Genomic DNA, 22,011 nt, shown 5'->3' with positions numbered 1-22,011 from the left:
TTTACAGCCATCCCTTCACTTATTTCAAATCTTTATTTTGATACTTCGTCATTAATCCATATGGAATATGACAATAATCTTGCGGATACTTGTCTAGATGATCTTGATGAATCTCAGCACTGGCAATATAGTTTGACAATGACTTTACCTCTACTGCTATACGCGCACGGTCTGAACGACGAGCGATAAATTGACGTGCCCGTTCTAAATGTTTTTCTTCCTCACTATATACACCCGTCCGATATTTGGGTCCCGTATCTTCACCTTGATGATTAATGCTATATGGGTCTATGATTTCAAATAAATATGTCATCAACTGCGTGACATCGACCTTATCAGGATTAAAGGTCGTTTTCACACACTCAGCATAACCATCGTACGGACCATCAAGTGTTTGCGTCGTCCCATTTGCACGCCCAGCTTCCGTTGCCACAACGCCGGGTAATGTTTTAATAAAAGCTTGGACGCCCCATAAACAGCCTCCTGCTAAATATATCGTTTCCATTGTACCCCTCTACATCCTCACTATATATTCTATAACATACGCCACTCATCTCGTGAGTGCCTAGATTTTAATGATTTCTAAAATTTTTATATTAAAGTAAATCTCTATTTGAATACTGTCATATTTAATAATCTATTAATAGACTCTCTTTTAAATTTCACATATAATGCTTGTGATATAATAAATTTATTTGAAAGGAGTCGATACTTTTGAAAGATCATCCTGAAAATCAAGAGGTTCACGCACAAAAAGACGCAAGTCAACAAAGTGAACAACCACTTGATGCGCCTCAATCGCATACCAAAGAACAACACCATCAAGATACAGAAACCATTGAACAAAAAACGATTGATAATATTAGCTTAACACAAGAATTCAAAAATTTATTTAATAACACAACGCGCTCTATCGGTAAACTTGCGGGAAATGATGAAGTTTTAAAAATCAACCTCGCCGATATGTTTTCAGAAGTATTCAAACCCCACACAAAACAAGAAATGGACGAGGTTTTCATTGCGGGTACTGAATATACGACACCACAACTCGATGAAGTATCAAAAGAATGGGCGAAACCTTTCCTGTTTTCAAGAATATTTCTTGGCCTTGCCACTGTTTTTGCATTGTTATGGATAATGGTCGCTTTTTTTGGAAATCCTAACGGCATAGGTGGTTTAATTTTTATCGGTGCACTTACTGTGCCTCTTCCTGTATTAATTTTCTTTTTTGAATCTAATGCATTTAAAAATATCAGTATCGCCATTGTCTTTAAAATCTTTTTCATTGGTGGCGTATTGTCACTTATCAGCACTTTAACGTTATACGAATTTGTGCCAGTTTCTGATGATATTACTATTTTTAGTGCCATTCTTATCGGTATTGTCGAAGAGATGGGTAAAGCGATCGTGACGATTTATTTCATTCAACGCATGAATACATACAAAATTTTAAATGGGTTATTAATTGGTGCTGCTGTTGGAACAGGATTTGAAGTATTTGAATCAGCGGGTTACATTTTTAGATTCATTCCTGAAGGATTTGACGTCATGACTCAAGTGATTTGGTTACGCGCTTGGACAGGTATTGGTTCACACAATGTTTGGACCGCTATTGTTGGCGCTGCCGTCGTCATTACGAAAGGGAGTCAAAAATTCAATTGGGCACATCTCGCAGATAAACGCTTCCTCTTTTTCTTTGGCGCAGCTGTGACCTTGCATGCAGTATGGGACATGCCTATTGCGGAAGACGGTATCCTCAAGTCAATCTTACTCATTACATTAGGTTGGTTACTGACTTTTATCTTAATGAAAGCCGGTCTAAGCCAAGTGACCCAACTTCAAATGGAAGCCATGAAAATGAACGAAGCCCATCAGACACAAGCGCAAGAATAATTTGGGTCACACAACAATAAAAATGAGCGATACCGTTAACTTTCATAATAAGCTCTTTTCATAGCAAGTAAAAAAGACTGAAGTATACGTTTTCAGTCTTTTTTTATTTGCCCGCTTCATTTTGACAAAAGCTTTTTCTAAATTTGAAACAAGCCCTAAGAATGGATTACGAAATCAAATATGCCTATTCCGTGTCACTTCTCTTAAACCCTTTACATTAAAAATAATGCGCGTTACGATATTATTAAACGAAACGTTTCGTTTAATAATGACGTCTTAAGGAGGCGCACGTTCATGTTTGGGATTTCTTTAACAAGTGTCCTACTACGCTTTTTAATTGGGGGCTTTGCTGTTGCTTCAGCCTCCATTATTGCTGGAAAAGCAGGTGGAAAAATTGGTGGTGTCATTGCGACAATGCCAGCCGTCTTTTTAGCTGCAATCATTGCGCTAGCGATTGATCATCGTGGTGAAACACTAGTGCAAATGTCGATTCATCTAAGTACCGGAGCCATTTTAGGTATTTTATCTTGTATCGTAACTGTTGGCCTCACTGCCCTTTATATTCATAAGCATGGCTTTCAAAAAGGCACTGTTTTTTCAGTTTTGTGTTGGCTCGTCATCTCTTGTGCATTGTTCGGTCTACAACATCTCATTTAAGGAGCGCGAAGAATAGTGAAATCGGCATTAATTAAGTTTATCGTAGGTGGCTTTACAGTCGTATTAAGTTATATCGTTTCACAAGTCTTACCTTGGAAAGAGTTTGGTGGCATTTTTGCTACATTCCCAGCCGTTTTTCTTGTATCTATGTATTTATCTGGAATGGAATTTGGCGACACTGTTGCCGTACATGTCAGTCGGGGTGCAATTTTTGGTATGATGGGCGTCCTGGTTGATATTGTTGTAACTTGGGAAATGTTAAAAGTGACACATCTCTGGTTGATAAGTATCGCAGTAGGATTTGTTGCGTGGTTTATCAGTGCAATGATAATATTAGAAATTGTAGAATGGATAGGACATAGAAGCAGAGGAGGTCATTATGGCCGGAAGACCCAAAGATCCCACGGTTAATCAAAAAATTTATGCAGAAATTGAACGGTTACTCGTCGACTATAATTTAAACCAAATCACAGTCGATCAAATAGCAGAAAATACAGGCGTCTCCAAAGCAACGATTTACCGTCGTTGGTCTGACAAATCATTTATCATTATGGATTTATTTTTAGAACGTGCTGAAACATTTCATCCAGCGTATTTAAATTTATATGATGATTTGTATCGCTTTCTCGTGACAATGATGAACATATATAAGACACCTATTGGCACTGCTGTAATTGAAATTTTAGTCAGTCATCACGATACAGATGCGAAAGCGCGCTTTATGGAAGAATATTTTTTGAAAAAGCGTGCCATCTTAAAATCAATCATTGAACCACACATTCATAGTGAAGATGAAGATATGTTAATTGACCTTATTTTCTCACCCATTTACTTTAACATTCTAATTAAGCCAGATGTACTTAACGAATCGTACATCGAAACGATACTTACGAAAGTATTGCAAGCCTATGATTTAATATAAAACGGAGCTAGGACATCCGGTTTTAGTTTTTAAAGAAAAGCATCCCAAAAATCTTTAGAACAGATTTTGGAGTGCTTTTCTTGTTTTTGAACGGGATACGTCTCAGCTACTATATGTTTTAATTGTTTAAGAATAAGTGACCGATCATTAATTGAAAGTATATTACGTATGATTGCCACAATGAACGAGACGCTTGAGGGGATGAGTGAAAAAACCAAAATTTGGCTTCTGCAGGCTTCTGTATCAATTAAGCCAAATTTAGTTGAGACTTTAGCCCCTAAGCAAGCGAGTTCATGGAGGCAAGTTCATCAATGATTTTTATATGATACCTCTTTTAGAACGCTATCTCATTTCATTATTCGTTGAGAGCAAATGACATACTACACTTCACCCCATAAAAATTGGATGATTTGATCGGCAACATCACTATTTTCATGTAATTCACTGTGCTCTGCTTCTTTCCCTTTGAATTGTAGCTCTTTGTATGTTTTCGGGCTATCGCCTAATAGGTATTTTAAAGATTTTGCAGAGCTTACAGACACACTGCCGTCAGAGTGCGTGCCGTCTTCCAAGTCACCATAAATATTTAATACACCAATATCTTTGCCTTTATAAATCGATTTCAATTTAAGTAACTTTTGATAAGGTGGATTCATTCGACTTGGTTTACCATCTTTGTCTACACTAATTTCATTAATCTTCTCGTTGATATTAATGATGCCATTAAATGTTCCAGCTATGTTGACTTGTTTATTCAATTGCGGTAACGATTGGTCCTCACTATATAACAACATATAATGCGCAAACGACATATTCGCCATTGAATGACCTACAAAGTTGAATTTTTTAATATGATATTCACCTTGTAGCTTTTCTAGCACATTTTTAAACCATTTTGCATTTTGTTCAGGATTTTCATTTTTATTATCAGCAAATTCAACTTGTACAATGGGGTTTATTGCGTCTTTTGACCATTTCCCTTTTAACAAGACATCACCTTTGGTAGAGACCTGTGCTGTAATCACATCATCTGTGACGCCTTGATTTTTTGCCTCTTTAACCATAAATTTTTCAGAATTCACGCTACCGCCATAGCCATGTAAAAATAATGTGGGTGTATGACTTTTTACAAGCTTCATGTTGTCGTGATTTTTAGAATTAGCTTGATGGCGATTAAAAGAAACTGCAACAAACAATCCAACAATTAAGACAACGATTAAAACAGCGGTGCCCCAGATCCATTTCTTTTTCATTGCATGACCTCTATTCTCTCTTTTTTATTAGTATAAAGGAACTGGCTCAAAAAAGCCTCAGATTGGCTTTACACCTTTTTATTCCCTTTTTAATTTCATCCTATTCTACGCTTTTCGCTTAAAAATTACATATTTGTTAAAATGAATATATTATTACCGTAATGTATTAAAAACAAATCTACGGAAGACTTTAATGAATTGGAGTGAAAAGGTATGGATGAAAATATTGCGCAATTAAAAACGATCATTAATCAGTCTCATAAAATTGTTTTTTTCACTGGGGCTGGTGTCTCTGTAGCAAGCGGTATTCCTGATTTCCGCTCTATTGGAGGTTTATATGATGAAATTTCTAAAAAAGGATATTCTCCTGAATATTTGTTGAGTGCGGATTATTTACACAGTGATCCAATTGGATTTATGGATTTCTGTCATCAATATTTATTATTTGCGGATAAAGCGCCTAATCCTGTCCATCAGTGGATTGCACAATTAGAAAAAAAGAAACGTTCACTCGGTGTGATCACTCAAAATATCGATGGATTGCATACAGATGCAGGTAGTCACCATGTAGATGAACTGCATGGGACGTTAAATCGTTTTTATACTGTAGAAGGCAATGAAACTTATACGAAAGAAGAGGTCATCGCACAAAATTTATATCGGAGTAACAGTAATGGTAGTCCGATTCGTCCTGATATCGTGCTTTATGGCGAAGCACTAGATCAGTCTACCTTATTAAATGCGATTTTTAAAATCAAAGCAGCGGACACACTCGTCGTGTTAGGGTCATCACTTGTTGTCCAACCTGCAGCAGGTTTAATTTCCGAATTTGAAGGAGAAAACCTTGTGATTATCAACAGAGATTCTACCCCTTATGACAGTCGTGCTAACTTAGTCATTCACGATGATATGGTAGGTGTCATTGAAGCGCTACAACAGTTGGACTAAGTGGCAAATAACCATTTTAGACATGGCTGCGTTATGATGATTAAAGCGATGATAACGTGTATGCCTAAAATAAATCATTAAACCGATGAAGGCACTCGATCTCGGCCTTCACCGGTTTATTTTTTATGAATAAACGAGAACTTGTGTGATTAACATCGCGCCTCCAAATACGAGTACGAATAAGACAACCGGCCAAACAAAACGTAACCAGTGTGAATATTTCATATCAAGCATTTGTAGTGTTGCCATAACCAGTCCTGTTGGTGCTAAAAACAGCATCGCATACTGACCAAACTGATACGCTGTCACCATTACAAATCGTGGTATACCGACAGTATCCGCAAGTGGCGCAAAAATTGGCATTGAAAGTACAGCAAGGCCAGATGATGACGGCACAATAAATCCTAAGAAAAAGAAGATGAATAACATAATGATAATAAATAATGGACCATTCACATGTTGCACGAGCGTCGATGAGAAATGGAGTATCGTATCTGAAATGAGTCCTTTATTCATGACTAAGTTTATCCCACGTGCGAGACCGATAATGAGTGAAACACCCACTAAGCTTGATGCCCCGTTCACAAAGGCGTCGACGGTTCCTTTTTCTCCTAATCCGTGCTTACCTGTACCCGCAATAAACATAATAATAATCGTCACTGCAAGGAACATAGAAGCCATAACAGGGAACCACCAACCTTGTGTCATGACACCCCAAACCATTAATGGGAACGGAATCACAAATAAGATTAAGATGATTTTTTTACGCCAAGTAAAATGATCAGCGTGTTCGTCTTTCCCCATAACAGACCATTGTTCATTAAACGCTTCTCGATCTTCGTATGCATAAGAAGCTTTTGGATCTTTTTTGATTTTTTTAGCATACCAATATAAATAACCGACAACAAAAATAGCCCCGACGATACAGCCAGCAACACGCCAATAGAGTCCCTCTGTAAAGGTAATCCCTGCTGCATTTGAAGCAATGACGACTGAGAATGGATTAATCGTAGAAAAGGTCGTCCCTATCGAACTGGCTAAAAAGATTGCTCCGACACTGACGATAGAGTCATAACCCATCGCAATAAATATTGGTACCAGTATTGGATAAAAAGCGACCGCCTCTTCTTCAATACCACAGAGTGTACCACCAAGTACCATCAAAATAGAAACCATGAAGATAAGTAAAAATTCATGCCCTTTTGTTTTTTTCGTTAATGCCAGCAATCCGGATTCAAAAGAGCCACTGGCACTGACAACGCCTATTAAGCCACCGAGCACAAAGATAAAGACCATAATATCGACCGCTTCAATCGTTCCTTCGACCATTGCATTTGTGATTTCACTCGGTCCTGCTGGTTTTTGTTTAAGGCGTTCATAAGTATTTGGAATGGAAACAGGTTTGTTAATCGAACCAGATTTAAACTGTTCGATTTTAATTTTTACGCCCATTTGATCTAATTGTTGTTGCGTTGCTGGCACTTTCTTAACTTCTTGATGTGGGTTTACAATTTTGAGTTCTTGTGAAGAAGGTTCATATGATAATTTTGAATAAGCCCCCGCTGGAATCATCCACGTCGCAAGTACAGCCACAACGGTTAAGATAAATAAAATCACAAATGCACCTGGCATTTTGAGTTTAAATTTCTTTTTATGTGGCGTTGCATCATGATCATGTGGTTGATTTTTGTCTTTCATGTTCACAGGTGGATTCGTATCCTCCATGATGGTCATCTCCTTTTGACAAGATGCCGCAATGCGGCGATAAAAATAGAATTCAAACACTATAAAATGATGAAGATTCTATGTTGTAGGAAGATGATAAAATAAGACAATCCGTAATGAATCGACGCTTTTGCCTATCTCAATATGAAAAATAGATACAGCAAAACGCATATACAGACCATTTCTTTATATTTACATTATGGCGCCGTTCAGAAATGGGAAGTAGACGATGCGTTGATTCGAGTCATCTTTGAACGATAGACGTGTCGGTGTGATCACCTATTCTACGCCTTTGCATATAGCGCTTGAATCATTTGACTGCATACATTTAAAGTCCTATCTACTTATACCCTAACATGTCATTTTTCAATAAATTAGATTATCCTCACGTTAGGCTTTTAAACAACTCCTATGTTTTGACACTTAAAAAAGCCTGAACACGTTGTGACAATGACGGTATTGTACAAACGGTTCAGACTTGTGCGGTTGTGCATTCCATCGCGCATCTTACGGTCACAAATTTATTTTTTTATGACTGTGCCTACTTGCCCGTTTAATGCGTCATCTAATCGTTCTAATGACGTAACAATCACTTCACCTTTAGGGTTATTTTTAATAAAAGCTAACGAAGCTTCTACTTTTGGAAGCATACTTCCTTGCGCAAAATGTCCTTCGTTAATATGATATTCCATTTCAGAAACAGTCACATTTTTCAATGCCTCTTGGTTCGCTTTGCCATAGTTCAAATAAATATAATCGACTGTCGTTAAAATGATGAGCTGATCAGATTGTAACTCGGCTCCTAATAAGGCACTTGATTTATCTTTATCAATGACAGCATCCACCCCGTGAAGTGTGCCATCTTGATCTTTTACGACAGGGATGCCCCCGCCACCACTTGAAATGACGAGATTGCCTTGATCAATTAAAGCAGCAATACTTTGTAGTTCGACAATTTCAATTGGTTCAGGTGACGGCACAACGCGACGATAGCCTCGCCCAGAATCTTCAACAAAAGTATAGTGCCGTTCTTTAGCAATGGTCTCTGCAAGGGCTTTATCATAAAACATGCCAATCGGTTTTGTTGGATGGCTGAATGCTACATCATCTTTGTTAACCAATGTCTGTGTCACCCCCGTAACGACAGGTTTGTGAATCCCCAGTTGGTGTAGTTCATTTTGAAGACTTTGTTGAAGTTGATAACCAATATAAGCTTGGCTCATAGCGCCACATTCTGGAAATGGGAAAGGGGGCCCTTGTTCATGTTCTGCTGCATAATTCAATCCGAGATTAATACTGCCTACTTGTGGTCCATTGCCATGACTAATCACAACTTCATTGCCTTTTTCAATCAAAGCAACCAATGATTTCGCAGTATTTTTGACCAATTCCAATTGTGCTGCTGGGGAGTTTCCCAAAGCGTTACCCCCTAGTGCGACTACGATTTTAGCCATACCGTTAGACCTCCCTTATCCAATATTTCCTAAAGTTGCAACCATCACTGCTTTGATCGTATGCATACGGTTTTCGGCTTGTTGGAACACAACTGAATGTTTGCTTTCAAATACTTCGTCTGTGACTTCCATTTCTTTGAGACCGTATTTTTCATAGATTTCTTTACCAATTTTCGTGTCCGTATTATGGAATGATGGCAAGCAATGTTCAAAAATGACATGTTTATTGCGCGTTTTTTCAATAAGTTGTTGGTTAACTTGGTAAGGTTGTAATAGTTCAATACGCTCTTTCCAAACTTCGTCAGGTTCACCCATAGACACCCAAACGTCTGTATAAATCACATCTGAACCTTTTACGCCTTCATCGATATCATCTGTCACTACAATTTCGCCACCATTTTCTTTAGCGAGTGCTTTACAACGATTTAATAATACATCTGTTGGATTTAATGCTTTCGGACATACTAAATGGAAACGCATGCCCATAATCGCTGCACCTGCCATTAAAGCATTGGCTACATTGTTGCGTCCGTCTCCTACATAAGTAAAATGCATGTCATGATAAGGCTTTTTCAAAACTTCTTTAGCCGTTAAAAAGTCGGCTAATACTTGTGTTGGATGATCTTCATCTGTAAGTCCATTCCAAACAGGAACACCTGATTTGTCTGCTAACGTTTCAACCGTACGTTGTGAAAATCCTCGGTATTCAATGCCATCATACATACCACCTAATACGCGTGCTGTATCCGCGACTGTTTCTTTTTTGCCCATTTGACTACCTGTAGGACCAAGATATGTGACACGTGCCCCTTGGTCATAGGCAGCTGTTTCAAATGCACAACGTGTGCGAGTTGAGTCCTTTTCAAAAATTAATGCAATATTTTTCCCTTTCAATGTTTGTTGCTCAATACCTGCGTATTTCGCTCTTTTCAAATCTTCAGAAAGGTTCAATAAAAACTCAACTTCTTCCTTTGTAAAATCAAGTAAAGTGAGAAAGCTTCTATTTCTTAAATTTTGCATTATCCATACAACTCCTTTGTGATTGATTTCACACTAATTGTAACCGCTTTCTTTCCAATTCGTCAATACATTTTACACTATTATTTTACTTATTGTAGTATTTTGTATTTTAATATCTTAAAGCTGTGGAGATTGACGCAATGCCAAAACAGCCAACAATTGGACGCTCCAAGTGAACATAAAAAAGCCCCCCCAAGGTCATTCAAAACGAATGACTTGAAAGGACTTCAAAAAGTTTTAACTAAAATGTGACATTAGATTCCAAAATAATATTCGAAAACGGGGTAATCTCACCTGTACGGATATTGCCTTTATTCAACGGATGACTCAAATACGCTTTCATTTCCGAGTGCGGAATAAACGCAATTTCTACATCTTGATCGATAAGTGCTTTAATCTGTTTCAATTGTGTAGCATTATGCGTCTTAATTTCTTCCGCCAAATAGATTTTTTGAATCTTCAATTCATCTAAAACAGCTGCCAATACATCGATAAAAGAAGGCAATCCTTTTGTTACGGCTAAATCGATTCTTCTGTCATCATTTGGAATCGGCATCCCTGCATCATTGACTGTTAATAAGTCAAAGTGCCCCATCGTTGCGATGGCTTGAGAAACATGGCTATTGAGCATAGTTGATTTTTTCATTATCCTCACCTCTGGCTATTATTTAATAAACACCGTTACCGTTGCGGCTACTAAAATTAATACTAAACCAATAATAGTGACCAACATTTCTTTTTGAGTTTTGCGTTGATTTAAGAAATAAATACCTGTTAATGTTGCTAAAACCACAGATGTTTGAGACAATACGAAACCTGTTGCTAAACCATTCATGTCCGGTTGTGCAGAGATTAAATATGTCAACGCGGCAAAAGCGAAGAAGAAACCTGAAATGATTTGTAGCCAAGTGACCTTCTTGTTGAAAGGATTATCTTTTTTCATTGTCATCAAACCATAAATGACAGCAGCAAGCACCATTCCCATTGCTTGCGGTAAAAATGCGGCTTTACCTCCAATATCTGTCGCTTGCGGTGCTGCTGAATAAAGCCAGTATCCAATTTCACCAATTAATAAGATAACCACAGCTTTTTTCAAGTCATTATTTCTTGCTTCTTTAGAGTCTTCACTCCAAACAGTCATGCGGGCACCGATTAAAATAACAACTAAAGCGGCAAACCCAATCAATTTGTTTGTCAAACCTGGCCAGTTCCCTAATGCAAATACACCCCAAAGTGAGGCACCTAACAATTGGAAAGCTGTCGTTACAGGCATTGCACGTGATGAACCCACATATTCAAATGCTTTGAATGTCATGATTTGACCGAAACACCATCCGGCACCTGAAAGTAATGCAAAAAATAAATCCATCCCAGTAGGAAAATCTCTACCTGTAAATATGAAAAAGGCACCTGCGAAAATCAGCGTTCCGACTGTAGTACCGATAATCTGATTGACTGGTTTACCTCCAAATTTTGATGCGATGGTAGGAAAAAGACCCCAACCTATGAGTGGTCCTAATCCAATCAATAATGCGACCATGTTCATTAATTACACTCCTCTATCTCTATTAAACAATTTATTTTTTCTTTAACAAGTCTATGTATTAAAATATAACACTTATATATAAATACATAAACTTTCTTTTGTCAAAATTGAAAATGATTATTTTAAAATTTAAAAAAATGAAACAAACTTGTCACAGATTTATGAGAATTTCATTTATTCTCATTTTTATATAAACGATGTCTTCTACTTACATCCCCATCACGTCACACGAATCCATTTGAAAAAAGCTTAGCAACATTTGAATCTGCTACCAAGCTTTGCTTTCATCAATTTGTTATTTTTTCTTTTTAGAAACAACCTGAGTATTTTTACCTTTTTTACCGTTACCTGATGTTTTATCCAATTTCGCTTTAATTCTTTTAACTTCTTGTTCGGCATAGGCACCATAATATCGGTTTGCCAAAAACATTTGAACAATCATAAACAAGGCTGACACAGACCAATATAAACCTAACGCTGAGGCAGAAGTTAATGAAATATAAATGATAAAAATTGGTGAGATAATCATCATCATATATCCCATTTGTCGTTGTTCTTTTGGCATATTTTCTAAACTCACGAGTGATTGTAAAAAGTAAAGAACACCGGCAATAACAGTAATTAAAATGTCAGGCTGCGTGAGATGAAACCACAAAAAGTTCGGATGTTCCGTAATACCGCCGTGTGATGGCCATTTTAAAGAAACATATAAGCCAAATAAAATCGGCATTTGAATTAAAATTGGCAAGCAACCTAACATGCTTTTAAACGGATTAAATTCATATTTCTTATAGACTTCCATCATTTCTTGGTTGGCTGCCATTTTTTCTTCTTGTGTCCGCGCTCTTTTCACTTTTTCTTGTACAGCGTTCATTTCAGGCTTTGCTATTTCCATTACTCTACGCATCATTTGACCATTTTTAGTTTGGCTTAACATAAATGGCAACATTACAAAACGAATCACAAGGACGATAATGATAATCGCAAGCCCATAGTTATGGTTGAGATGGTTACCTAACCAATGTAATAAATGATCCATCGGTTGCGCAAAAGTATTATAGAAAAAGCCCGTTCTGTTTTCACTTTTTGAGTAGTCACAACCTGCTAATAAGACTGTAGTTAAACCTAATAACAGTATGTATTTGATTTTCATCATTCAATCTGCCTTTCCTAATTTGTCGACACATAATCTGTTGTATCCACTTAGCGTCAAAGATACCGCACGATTCATTTGACAGTTTTGCTTTATTGTGTCTATCTTTTGATAGTATCATAATCCATTCGCTTGTCAAATATACGCTGAGTGAACTAAAAAAGGCAGATTTTATTATTTTCTATACGTAAAGTGCCCTACAGCTTACTCAAATTTTGACCTTCAGCTCACTGTCGTCAACTTTACTTATACAGATTAAGACTCTATCAAATAAACTTTTTCGTTATAGCAACGCATATGTGTGACTTTATCATGTAAAAACTGTTGCCACGCTTTCAGTTGTGACGCACTGTATTTTTCTTTAAGTAACTTCAAAGGGACTTGTAGATTCAAACATCGTCCCGCAATGTTAAAACGTGTGACGCCTGCAGGGACTGTTTTACCTTTACGGACAATGGCTTCAATTTCACTAAACTGTAGCGGCTGATATTTCATCAAGATTTCCCGAGGTGTGATACATGTACATGCATCCTGTAAAACACGCTCTACTTGGCATGTCGAACTATAACTCTCTACAACCTTTTCCCAGACATTCATTTTATTCGTGCTCAAATCTTCAGGATATAAGTATTGCTCGATATCTTCATAACACATAGTAATAAATGGTGTCGTATAACGAATTTCGGTTGTCCAAGGCAAATCGGATTCCGCACTTAGAATGGACGTGAGTTGATCACATGGTACTTTGTGACACCACGCTTCTATAGAATATTGAGCTTGGTGAATCACTTGAACGGGAATCACTTTACAGCCTAATGCTTTCAAACTTGTAAAGCGATGAACACCATCAATCACCATATAACGTCCTTGATTCATTGGAACGACTAAAATGGGATGACGGATAAACTGATCCGTTTCAATACTCTCTTTTGTTTTCTCTAAGCGCGAAGGTTCATACGTCTCATGAATGTCAATTTGATCGACATCTATTAATTTGAGTGATTCATGTAAGTCTTTCAATATGATCCCCCCTTTAATGTTGAGATAAATATATAAATTCAGGATGTGGATGACTCAGAAAATCATGATGTGAGATGGACCAACCATATGCGCCGGCATATTGGAAAACGACGACATCTCCAGTCGCGATTTCTGCGATGTCCACTTGTTTCGCAAAAACATCTTTAGGTGTGCACAGTTGACCGACTAATGTCGCAGCATCATTTATTAGATTCACCTTTTCAAAAGCGTAACGTTCCAATGGAGAGGTATAGACCTCAAAAGGATGGTTATGTTGCCATGAAACGGGAAGTCGAAACTGCTGTGTGCCACCTTTTAAAATGACAAACCATTCTTGATGGACCTTCTTAATATCTAAAACTTCTGTCGCATAATAACCGATATGTGCGACCAGATAGCGACCACATTCAAAATTCAATGTGACATCTTGCATCTCATAAGCTTCTATAACCGCTTTAAATCCTGCGACAAAATGAGGCCAATCGAATTGGGCGTTTAAATCCTTATAGTTGACACCAATGCCACCACCCAAGTTGAGATGTTGGAGTTCAAACTGATGTTTCTCTGCCCAAGATTTCGCTTTTTGGAAATAGAGTGCCATCACACGCAAGTGTAATTCGGCATCTAAATTATTCGAGATAGAATGAAAATGAAAGCCCTCTAAATGAATATGCGGTAAAGCGAGTGCTTTTTGGATAACCGTATCCATGTCCTCTTCTGAAATACCGAACTGTGTCGGGCGCCCAGCCATATGTAATGTCGCTTCTGGGAAAGGTCCAGACAAGTTGGCTCTTAATAGAATAGACTGTTGACGATTTTCTTCTTCTAATATGGCATTAAGTCGTTGGAGTTCATAGAGGCTCTCAACATGAATACGACGCACACCAGATTGGACAGCATACCGTAATTCGGCATCTGTTTTTCCAGGGCCACCAAAAATGATATGGTTGGATGCTACGTGAGCTTGTGCCTTTTCAATCTCACCTTGAGAAGCCACTTCAAAACCAGCAACATATTGAGACATCGCACTTAAAATCGGTGCTTCACTATTCGCTTTCATTGCATAGTACATCTCACAATTTTCAGGTAAAGACTGCACGCAAGCTTGGACATGTGCTGCTAAAGCATCCATATCATAAATATAATGACAAACCGGAGCATCCAGCTGTATCGTCGCAATCGTCTCGTTAATTTTCTCCATCTATGTTCACCTCTTTGATTTCTCCAACAGTCTGTTTAAAATGACGATAAATTTTACCGCGGTCGTCACCTAAAACAAACATTTTCACGCCTTTTTGTTGCCATTCTTTAATATGTGCTTGCGTTCTTGGCAATGCACAAAATAGCTTATCGTGGGCTTGTGTCGCTTCAAATACACGCGTAATATGATTCCGTACTGTTGGATGCGTTGTTTGCCAAGGCAATCCTACAGATTGAGATAAATCAGCAGCGCCTTCGATAATCATATCGATACCGTCGACTTGTACGATGTCTTCAATCGCTTCTACACCTTCGATATCTTCAATCATGACTATGACCATAATATGTGCATTCGCTTGCTTCATGGCTTCATCAAGTGGAATCTCGCCGAATTGTGCTATGCGCCCGCCATTCAAACTTCTCATACCTTGCGGGTAATAACGACTCAACTTCACCACTTGTTCAGCAGTTTGCTTATCTTTAACATGAGGCACAATGATACCTCTTGCGCCCATATCTAATACTTTAATAATGTCACGCTCAATCGCTTGTGTGACTCGCACAATTGGAATGATATGCGCCGCTTCAGCTGTCCGTATCAAATGCGCTAATGTCTCATCATTAATCGCGACATGTTCCGTATCAATAATGACAAAGTCAAAGCCACTCGCCGCCATGATTTCAATCATTAACGGGTCAGGAATGGAATTAAACAAGCCATACAATGCCTCTGTTTGGGCCAATCTTGTCTTCACTGATAAACGTTGCACTTTATACGCCTCCTAACGGATTATTCACGTGATGAATACGCATTTCCGAATCATCTCTCAAACGCCGTGTCGTCAATTTTTCAACTTGAATGGTCGGTTCAAACAAATCAAAATGCGCATAATTTTGAAGATTTGGAAAATGATTTTGATACGTTTTGATGACTTGTGCAATCATCTCCCATTGTTTGCGTTCCTCTAACTGATATTGGGCATTGATAAACCGTACGATTTCAGCGATATTGATAAAGAAAAAGGCATCATGCAAAAAGTCTCTGACTAATGCTTCATCTTCTGTTTCAATAAATGAATTACTATTAATCTTTTTATGCGACTCTGGCATCTCTTTTAACTTTGGATCTTGTGCAATATCACTAAGTAACGCACGTTTAAAGCGAATACCATCATGAAAGTCTTTTAATGCAATGCGTGTTGGCCATCCATCTTCATGAATAAGCATCATGTTTTGCGCATGCGATTCAAAGGCGATGCCGTGATAGTAAAGCATGTGAATCATCGGCTCAATCGCAACTTTGAAAAATTGCTCTAACCATGCTTCTAAGCCATATTGCGCAATCCAAGTTTGGATGAGCGGTTGCTGTTGTGCGTCTAAAATATAAAGCGCGTTAAAGGGTATCGCAGACTCTTTTGGTTCAAGGTAGTTGTGAATATTTTCTCTCCATATCACCCCAAGCGCGCCGTATACGTGCGCTTGCTTGGTCTCTGTTGTCTGTTTATTCAAATAGGCTTGACCCAATACTTCGCCTAAAAAGACCGTTTTTAAAGTTTCTGCTAAATAAACATCGTGCGCTTGAATTTTTTTAATCCAATCCGTAATCTGTGCTGCATTTTCAATCGTATGTGGTGCTAAGATACGTTTTGTCGATGTATTCGTCAAACTCATCGGTACTTTTAAGTAGTAACGCTCCGGTTGTTGTGGCGTTAATGTACGAATAGATTGTTGCGGCGTGTACTTTTCTTCTGACATTCCTAAGTACAACAATTCGCCTTGCCATTTCGCCTCCGCAAATTCGACTTCTATGACACGCTCAAACTGCCATGGATGAACAGGTATGATGGCGACATTGTCAACGTCTTTGCCATGAGATTGAATCGTCTCTACAAATTGCGCATAAGTGTCAGACCCCAGTTGTGTTTGCAACAGCTGGATCACTTCTATCGACTGTGAAATAGTTTCTTCTATATTATGTTTATCTACAGCCACCCAATGCAGTTGAAATGCAGGTCGAAAATCTGGGCCATATGCCGCGTTATCTTTTAAGCTAAAACCTAAACGTGATTTGTAGCTCGGATGATACATGTGTCCATCCATCGCATAAGCTTCATAGTCATCATAAGTGACGAGCTTTTCAACTGGATGTTTCATGCGATAGCGCCAAGCTTGTATGTCTTTAAGCTCTGTTTGTAGCAATTCAATGATAAAGTGCTCTAATTTTGCTTCATCTTTTTCGAATGTAAATTCAACTGTTCTTAACAGTGTCACATAATCTAGCGTTTTCGCTTGACCTTCTGCATGACGCAACCATACAGGAGAAACAACCGTTAAGCGCCCAAAACTCAATGAAGCTTGAATATCAACTTGATAGCTGACATCCGTTCCTTTAAGGGTGTAACGATCGTAGTCTTTAAACGATGCAACGTCATACTGTACGACATCTTCATAAATTAATGACGTTATCAGTTGGTTCATAATGCGTGTTCTTACTTTTTGTACGATACTATCCAACGAGGTGATCCTCCTTTTCCATAAAAATCGGATTCGGTATTTCAATGTAAATTGGATTTTCGCCACAATCTTTCAATTTACTTGTTAAGTTCGCTTTCGCTTCAAAAAATGGTGTGTCACATAAATCTTGAATACACGCTTGCATCACTTCATTACCACTAGCTTGCCACTGGACTAACTGTTGGCGTACTACAGACCAAAGTTGTGATTCATTACGGTATCCTTTTCCTATCGTTGAAATGAGATGTCCAAGCTGATTGACAATAATATAATATTTAAAGCGATGCCATGCTTCTTGATGTGGTAAGACTACTGGACTCTCTTCGTGAACAATATTAGGAATAATATTCGCTTGTTGTGCAAGTTCACGTGATACACAAATACCTTCTAAGTCTCTGACATAACACGTATGCGGACTCCCCTGTTTTAATGCAATCAGTGTATTTTGAACATGCGCTTCTAAACTAATCCCTGTTTCTGAGAACAGTTTCAGCATTGGTCGTAACGTCATATTTAAGTAATCAGCAAGCCACACTTCACTCGTAAATCCACTCTGTTTAATACGCTGACTTAATAACGATGTCGCATTATCTGGTAACGTTTCTACTAAACTCGCAAGCACATGAATATCTTGCTCGGTTTGATAACTTTCAATACCTTCTCTTACAATCATGGCGCTATTTTCTAAAAGATGACTGTCGGCTTGCGAATCTACTTTAAAAGCGCGATAACCTTCTTCAAACATAAGCTTAAAGGCTGCAGTTTCATAAGAGCGTTTAACTGTTGCGATGATTTCTGCGGCATCTAATGTACGTTCAATTTGTTCGAAGTCATTGGTTCTTACAAAATTAGTAATTTTCACTTGAATCGGTAGCTTCAAATAAAAGTTCAAATGTTTCGCAAAAACTGTGCGCACAGAGGAAGTCGGATAAACTTCATCACCACATGGTCCATAAACACGGACTAACCCTTTTGCACACCATACTTTGAACAGTCCACTTTGTTTCAAAATATCAATTTGGAAAGGGTGCACAGCAAGTAATTTGAAGTCTTTGCCGATGTCTGATTTAGGAATTTTAGACAACTGATGTAATTTCGTATCCACCCCTGACTGATGTCCTGTTACATAACGTTCAAGTAGCAATGATTGGTGGACTGCAATATAAAATAATCGGAATGACACATGACACTCTGGCGCATATGCTTGAATGTCTGCTTGTGAAAATCCTGTCGCACTTTTAGGCGTAGGATGAAAAGGATGACCTAAATAGAGCGACTGTTCTGATTGAATGTAACGCGTTTCATGATGTTGAGACTCACGAAAGGCTAAATAGCAAGCTGTCCGTTCAATACTATTATCAATATCAGTTTGCACTGCTTCCAAACGCTGTTTGATTTCACTTTGGTCTTCATCCGTCTCATCCACCATTTTTTCTAAAATAAGATGGATCCCTTCCACTGGTGTCAGTTGCGATACTGTATCACCTTCGTGTAAGGTGATGTGATTGTCATACATATGATGTCCCATCGGTGACCAGTAACTGAATTGGCCCATCAATTTACGCGCCTCATTCAGTTGAATTGTCCATTGATAAGAAGGGGCAGACTTCCGATACTGCCCATTTTCTCGAAAATAGACATTCAATATTCTTTCTAATGCAGCATGCGTTGCGATGTTTTTTGTATTATGCTTTTGCACGTTTTTCCTTTGCCTCCCATAGTTTCATTAAAGTCAAATCGACTTTCTGATTTTTAATATGTGATGAGCATAAAACTAAACTGCTCATTATAAAAACACAGCCCATGACAATAAAGGTCATACTTGGTTGCGTATAACTTGTAATCGCGGCGCCCCCTAAACTACCTAACACCTGTCCTAACACGAGCAAACTATTCGTCGAACCTACAAAAGTCCCTTTCAAACGTTGATCACTCGCATTAACGACGACAAACATTACACTTTGAATGAGTGCGCTATATGTGAGGCCCTGCAAAATACGCGTGATTCCGAGTATCCATACGTTTGGTGAAATGCCTTGTAAGACAACACTCAAACCGCATAAAACACTCGCAGTGATATAAACACTTTTGACATAGGAACGATCATTAAAATAACCCCATAACGGTGCACTCATCATTGAAGCCGTCCAAAAAGCAGACTGCAAGAAACCGACGACGGCGCGATGATCGACAGCTGTTTGATTCACTTCTGATGTTAAAGGTGCTAATGCTGTCAACATGCCGTACATCGCAAAGTTTGCTAAAATGCCTACAACGATGAAACGAGACGTCACTTTGGATGACAATAAACATTGAATGGAACGGCGTACACTCGTCTGAACCTTTTGCGCTGACGTTATAGCGATGTGTGCAGTTTCTTTGAGTAAGAAGACACCTAACACACAAATAATAAAAGTGAATATGGCGATACCTATTAATAACACTTGGAATCCGAGAAGCGTCGCAAGCACACCCCCGATGAGGGGCCCTATCAATGATCCTGCACTGACAGAGCTTTGCAATTTGCCTAACACGGCGCCCCGCTTCTCCGGTGGTGCTTCACTACTTGCGAAAGCACTTGATGCATCAACGACACCACCAAAAATGCCTTGCAACAATCTCACAATGACAAATTGTAAAGGGGTTTGACAGAATCCCATTAATAATAAGCACATACCTAAACCGAAAAGCGCACGTAAAACCATCCATTTTCGACTGATTTTGTCACCGAGCTTGCCCCATAAAGGAGAGGAAATCATTGTTGTAATGGCCGGTGCAGCAATGGCAATACCACTCCAAAACTGAATCTCTACGACACTCAAATCTTGCAGTGACGCCATATAAATAGGTAATAAAGGCACTAATACCGTTAACCCTGCTATGGAAATAAACTGGCTCATCCACAACATTCTAAAGTTGGTTTTCCAAATTTTCTCACTATTCATGTTTCATCATAGGATTCGGCACACGACCTAAACTGGAAGGCATACTCCCTCCACCCGATTCTTTTTGCAATAACAGCGGCAATATAATGCGTTTAAACGGCCATGTCTGTTGCTCGAGTAAAATAGCTTCGACTTTCTCTTTATCTTCAGGCAACCATTCTATCGTAGAAACCCAATATGTTAATTGATTGCGTAAAATAGTCATTAAGTCATGTTCTGCAATATCAAAGACTTGGACTAATGCATCAATAATGGCGTACAAATTAACACTTACCGCTAACGTTTGGAAATAAGCAAAGAAATCTTCTAGCGTTTCATTGATGAGCGTGTTCGGTGTATCTTTACGTACGGTATACTGAGGCACCTCAATGTGCTGCTGTTTTAACCATTTCGGATAGATTCGTACCGTATCGTGATCACGTAAAACGAAGCTTGAAACTTTGCCATCTTTAAATGCAATCAGTACATTTTGTCCATGAAGTTCAGGTAAGGCGCCCGACTTCATAAATGAACATGTCATCTCTAAAAATGACGACGTAATAGCTTCAAATAAATCCGTGATTTGTGCCTGTGTGAGTGACCCATGAGGCTGACTTAAAATCATGCGGTACAGTGAATCATCGTGTGATGCAAGAGCTGCCATTGAAACCAACTGTTGCCCGACATCTTTTTTAATCGCTTCAGGATATTGTCTGAATTGCATCGTCAAATGTCCTAACTGATCTTTGAAAATATCACCGTCTGCCGATAAATAGGACCACCATGCCGTCTCATCACATGGCCATACATGACCTTTGAGTCGCTCATCTTGTTGAATCAACGTGTGTAATAATTGTTCAGCTACTTCGCCATTCTTCATATAACGTGTCGGTGTTAATCGAAGTGCCCCTAAAGATTGAATGGATAGTGGCACTTTCAAATGTTCAAACGGTTGTTCCAGATTAATGAGCGTTCTCATAGAAGAAGAGGATAAATAACGTCCAAACGTATGCTTTAAGCGCACCACTTGTTGTGCTTCTATTTCAGCTTCGAATTCAACAGGAAGCACATGTTCATACTGCCATGGATGAACTGGAAAGATCATATACGCTGTCTCTAATAGACCTCTCTCTTGAAGTTCTGCTTTGCATGGGTCTAACGTTGCACCAAAATAATCCTGATAACGTTGGGCATCTGCTTTTTGACCATTTAATACGAAGTCTTTATGAACCGCTACCGTATTCAGTGCGATCGGTTGATGAAATTCTGACTGATACTTTTCATAGTCACTGACGCGAAATCCACGCTTTTCCTTCGCGATAGGATGAAACGGGCGATCTTTAAAACTCGCTAATTGCTCGGCTCTAATAAATGGATGGTCAGACAAGTTCATGCCCTTCAGTTGTCCTGTTAATTGTTGTACGGCGTCTTGTAATCCTTGTCTAAAACGTCGCCATTCCCACGCTTCTGCTTCTGATGGATTCATTTCGACGATTTGCTCCCATAATTCAACAGCATGCAATGTTTTTTCTTGACCATGCTGACAGAGTAGGACAGCACTCGGCGCATAACGAAACAAATTTAACCCACTCATATAAACAGGAATGCTTATGTACCTTTCCGTTGTGCCATAATGTAAAAACAATTGATGATCATGCATCACAACCTCACTCTTAGACGCTAATCCACCGATATCTTCGAATAAAAGCGCATCTACCAAATCTTTTAAAATCGTTTGTTGCGCAAGCGCTTCGTCATTTCGTATTTTTTGCACATTCATGA

At 38.6% G+C, this 22,011-nt stretch carries 20 protein-coding genes; 5 read left to right on the top strand and 15 right to left on the bottom strand.

Annotated features, from left to right (window positions below):
* Positions 1-19 precede the first annotated feature (19 nt).
* Positions 20-505, bottom strand: a complete 486-nt coding sequence (locus CD118_RS08305) for a peptide-methionine (S)-S-oxide reductase (RefSeq protein WP_060829195.1) — start codon at positions 503-505, stop codon at positions 20-22.
* A gap of 209 nt (positions 506-714) precedes the next feature.
* Between CD118_RS08305 and CD118_RS08300 the strand changes: the two genes are divergently transcribed.
* The 4 genes from CD118_RS08300 (at position 715) to CD118_RS08285 (ending at position 3,472) form a co-directional block, all read left to right on the top strand.
* Positions 715-1,893 carry a PrsW family intramembrane metalloprotease gene (locus CD118_RS08300; protein WP_060829194.1) on the top strand — a complete coding sequence of 393 codons (1,179 nt, stop codon included), beginning with the start codon at positions 715-717 and terminating at the stop codon, positions 1,891-1,893.
* A 294-nt stretch (positions 1,894-2,187) separates the two neighbouring features.
* On the top strand, positions 2,188-2,550 hold the full coding sequence (locus CD118_RS08295; protein ID WP_060829193.1) for a DUF3147 family protein: 363 nt from the start codon (positions 2,188-2,190) through the stop codon (positions 2,548-2,550).
* Between the two features lie 15 nt (positions 2,551-2,565).
* A complete protein-coding gene (locus CD118_RS08290) occupies positions 2,566-2,961 on the top strand; it encodes a DUF3147 family protein (protein WP_050329680.1) in 396 nt (131 codons plus the stop codon).
* Positions 2,930-3,472 carry a TetR/AcrR family transcriptional regulator gene (locus tag CD118_RS08285; RefSeq protein WP_060829192.1) on the top strand — a complete coding sequence of 181 codons (543 nt, stop codon included), beginning with the start codon at positions 2,930-2,932 and terminating at the stop codon, positions 3,470-3,472. The genes CD118_RS08290 and CD118_RS08285 overlap by 32 nt, the downstream gene beginning before the upstream one ends.
* Before the next feature lie 380 nt (positions 3,473-3,852).
* Here the strand turns inward: CD118_RS08285 and CD118_RS08280 are convergent, their stop codons facing one another.
* Positions 3,853-4,725, bottom strand: coding sequence for an alpha/beta hydrolase (locus tag CD118_RS08280; RefSeq protein WP_060829191.1), 873 nt, complete (start codon positions 4,723-4,725; stop codon positions 3,853-3,855).
* A 213-nt stretch (positions 4,726-4,938) separates the two neighbouring features.
* Between CD118_RS08280 and CD118_RS08275 the strand changes: the two genes are divergently transcribed.
* The gene (locus tag CD118_RS08275; RefSeq protein WP_060829190.1) at positions 4,939-5,673 is read left to right on the top strand and encodes an NAD-dependent protein deacylase; all 735 of its coding nucleotides are present in this window, start codon (positions 4,939-4,941) and stop codon (positions 5,671-5,673) included.
* A 123-nt stretch (positions 5,674-5,796) separates the two neighbouring features.
* Here CD118_RS08275 and CD118_RS08270 read toward each other — a convergent pair whose 3' ends face one another.
* The 13 genes from CD118_RS08270 to sbnC all read right to left on the bottom strand — a co-directional run bounded on the left by CD118_RS08270 (position 5,797) and on the right by sbnC (position 21,994).
* Complete coding sequence (locus tag CD118_RS08270) at positions 5,797-7,371, bottom strand: YfcC family protein (RefSeq protein ID WP_060830484.1); 1,575 nt, start codon at positions 7,369-7,371, stop codon at positions 5,797-5,799.
* Between the two features lie 548 nt (positions 7,372-7,919).
* Positions 7,920-8,852: a carbamate kinase gene (gene arcC, locus CD118_RS08265; RefSeq protein WP_060829189.1), complete on the bottom strand. Its 933-nt coding sequence runs from the start codon at positions 8,850-8,852 to the stop codon at positions 7,920-7,922.
* A gap of 15 nt (positions 8,853-8,867) precedes the next feature.
* A complete protein-coding gene (gene argF, locus CD118_RS08260; protein WP_050329675.1) occupies positions 8,868-9,872 on the bottom strand; it encodes an ornithine carbamoyltransferase in 1,005 nt (334 codons plus the stop codon).
* A gap of 241 nt (positions 9,873-10,113) precedes the next feature.
* Positions 10,114-10,518, bottom strand: a complete 405-nt coding sequence (gene rbsD, locus CD118_RS08255) for a D-ribose pyranase (protein WP_060829188.1) — start codon at positions 10,516-10,518, stop codon at positions 10,114-10,116.
* 18 nt (positions 10,519-10,536) lie between these two features.
* Positions 10,537-11,418, bottom strand: coding sequence for a ribose/proton symporter RbsU (gene rbsU, locus CD118_RS08250; RefSeq protein ID WP_060829187.1), 882 nt, complete (start codon positions 11,416-11,418; stop codon positions 10,537-10,539).
* Between the two features lie 295 nt (positions 11,419-11,713).
* Entirely contained in the window at positions 11,714-12,571 is an 858-nt protein-coding gene (yidC, locus tag CD118_RS08245; protein ID WP_060830483.1) for a membrane protein insertase YidC, read from the bottom strand.
* 255 nt (positions 12,572-12,826) lie between these two features.
* Positions 12,827-13,591 (bottom strand): bifunctional transcriptional regulator/O-phospho-L-serine synthase SbnI, encoded by a 765-nt coding sequence (gene sbnI / locus CD118_RS08240; RefSeq protein ID WP_060829186.1) that lies wholly within the window; start codon positions 13,589-13,591, stop codon positions 12,827-12,829.
* A 13-nt stretch (positions 13,592-13,604) separates the two neighbouring features.
* Positions 13,605-14,792 (bottom strand): type III PLP-dependent enzyme, encoded by a 1,188-nt coding sequence (locus CD118_RS08235; protein WP_060829185.1) that lies wholly within the window; start codon positions 14,790-14,792, stop codon positions 13,605-13,607.
* Complete coding sequence (locus CD118_RS08230; RefSeq protein ID WP_060829184.1) at positions 14,779-15,561, bottom strand: HpcH/HpaI aldolase family protein; 783 nt, start codon at positions 15,559-15,561, stop codon at positions 14,779-14,781. The genes CD118_RS08235 and CD118_RS08230 overlap by 14 nt, the downstream gene beginning before the upstream one ends.
* 1 nt (position 15,562) lies before the next feature.
* Complete coding sequence (gene sbnF, locus CD118_RS08225; RefSeq protein ID WP_103356558.1) at positions 15,563-17,305, bottom strand: staphyloferrin B biosynthesis protein SbnF; 1,743 nt, start codon at positions 17,303-17,305, stop codon at positions 15,563-15,565.
* A complete protein-coding gene (locus tag CD118_RS08220) occupies positions 17,298-19,004 on the bottom strand; it encodes an IucA/IucC family protein (protein ID WP_060829183.1) in 1,707 nt (568 codons plus the stop codon). The genes sbnF and CD118_RS08220 overlap by 8 nt, the downstream gene beginning before the upstream one ends.
* The gene (locus tag CD118_RS08215; RefSeq protein WP_103356557.1) at positions 18,991-20,250 is read right to left on the bottom strand and encodes an MFS transporter; all 1,260 of its coding nucleotides are present in this window, start codon (positions 20,248-20,250) and stop codon (positions 18,991-18,993) included. The genes CD118_RS08220 and CD118_RS08215 overlap by 14 nt, the downstream gene beginning before the upstream one ends.
* On the bottom strand, positions 20,243-21,994 hold the full coding sequence (gene sbnC, locus CD118_RS08210; protein WP_240621923.1) for a staphyloferrin B biosynthesis protein SbnC: 1,752 nt from the start codon (positions 21,992-21,994) through the stop codon (positions 20,243-20,245). The genes CD118_RS08215 and sbnC overlap by 8 nt, the downstream gene beginning before the upstream one ends.
* Positions 21,995-22,011: the final 17 nt, after the last annotated feature.

Origin of the sequence: Staphylococcus coagulans (assembly GCF_002901995.1) — a bacterium.
Classification (GTDB): Bacteria; Bacillota; Bacilli; order Staphylococcales; family Staphylococcaceae; genus Staphylococcus; species Staphylococcus coagulans.
The sequence above is the reverse complement of the archived record's forward strand: the minus strand, read 5'-3'. Positions and strand labels throughout refer to the sequence as shown.

What these genes read in the sequence shown, in the direction of transcription:
- CD118_RS08285 (WP_060829192.1), top strand. Translation starts at nt 2,930, where the DNA reads ATGGCCGGAAGACCCAAAGATCCCACGGTTAATCAAAAAATTTATGCA.
- rbsU (WP_060829187.1), bottom strand. Translation starts at nt 11,418, where the DNA reads ATGAACATGGTCGCATTATTGATTGGATTAGGACCACTCATAGGTTGG.
- CD118_RS08275 (WP_060829190.1), top strand. Translation starts at nt 4,939, where the DNA reads ATGGATGAAAATATTGCGCAATTAAAAACGATCATTAATCAGTCTCAT.
- rbsD (WP_060829188.1), bottom strand. Translation starts at nt 10,518, where the DNA reads ATGAAAAAATCAACTATGCTCAATAGCCATGTTTCTCAAGCCATCGCA.
- CD118_RS08235 (WP_060829185.1), bottom strand. Translation starts at nt 14,792, where the DNA reads ATGGAGAAAATTAACGAGACGATTGCGACGATACAGCTGGATGCTCCG.
- arcC (WP_060829189.1), bottom strand. Translation starts at nt 8,852, where the DNA reads ATGGCTAAAATCGTAGTCGCACTAGGGGGTAACGCTTTGGGAAACTCC.
- yidC (WP_060830483.1), bottom strand. Translation starts at nt 12,571, where the DNA reads ATGAAAATCAAATACATACTGTTATTAGGTTTAACTACAGTCTTATTA.
- CD118_RS08280 (WP_060829191.1), bottom strand. Translation starts at nt 4,725, where the DNA reads ATGAAAAAGAAATGGATCTGGGGCACCGCTGTTTTAATCGTTGTCTTA.
- argF (WP_050329675.1), bottom strand. Translation starts at nt 9,872, where the DNA reads ATGCAAAATTTAAGAAATAGAAGCTTTCTCACTTTACTTGATTTTACA.
- CD118_RS08295 (WP_060829193.1), top strand. Translation starts at nt 2,188, where the DNA reads ATGTTTGGGATTTCTTTAACAAGTGTCCTACTACGCTTTTTAATTGGG.
- CD118_RS08270 (WP_060830484.1), bottom strand. Translation starts at nt 7,371, where the DNA reads ATGAAAGACAAAAATCAACCACATGATCATGATGCAACGCCACATAAA.
- CD118_RS08305 (WP_060829195.1), bottom strand. Translation starts at nt 505, where the DNA reads ATGGAAACGATATATTTAGCAGGAGGCTGTTTATGGGGCGTCCAAGCT.
- CD118_RS08215 (WP_103356557.1), bottom strand. Translation starts at nt 20,250, where the DNA reads ATGAATAGTGAGAAAATTTGGAAAACCAACTTTAGAATGTTGTGGATG.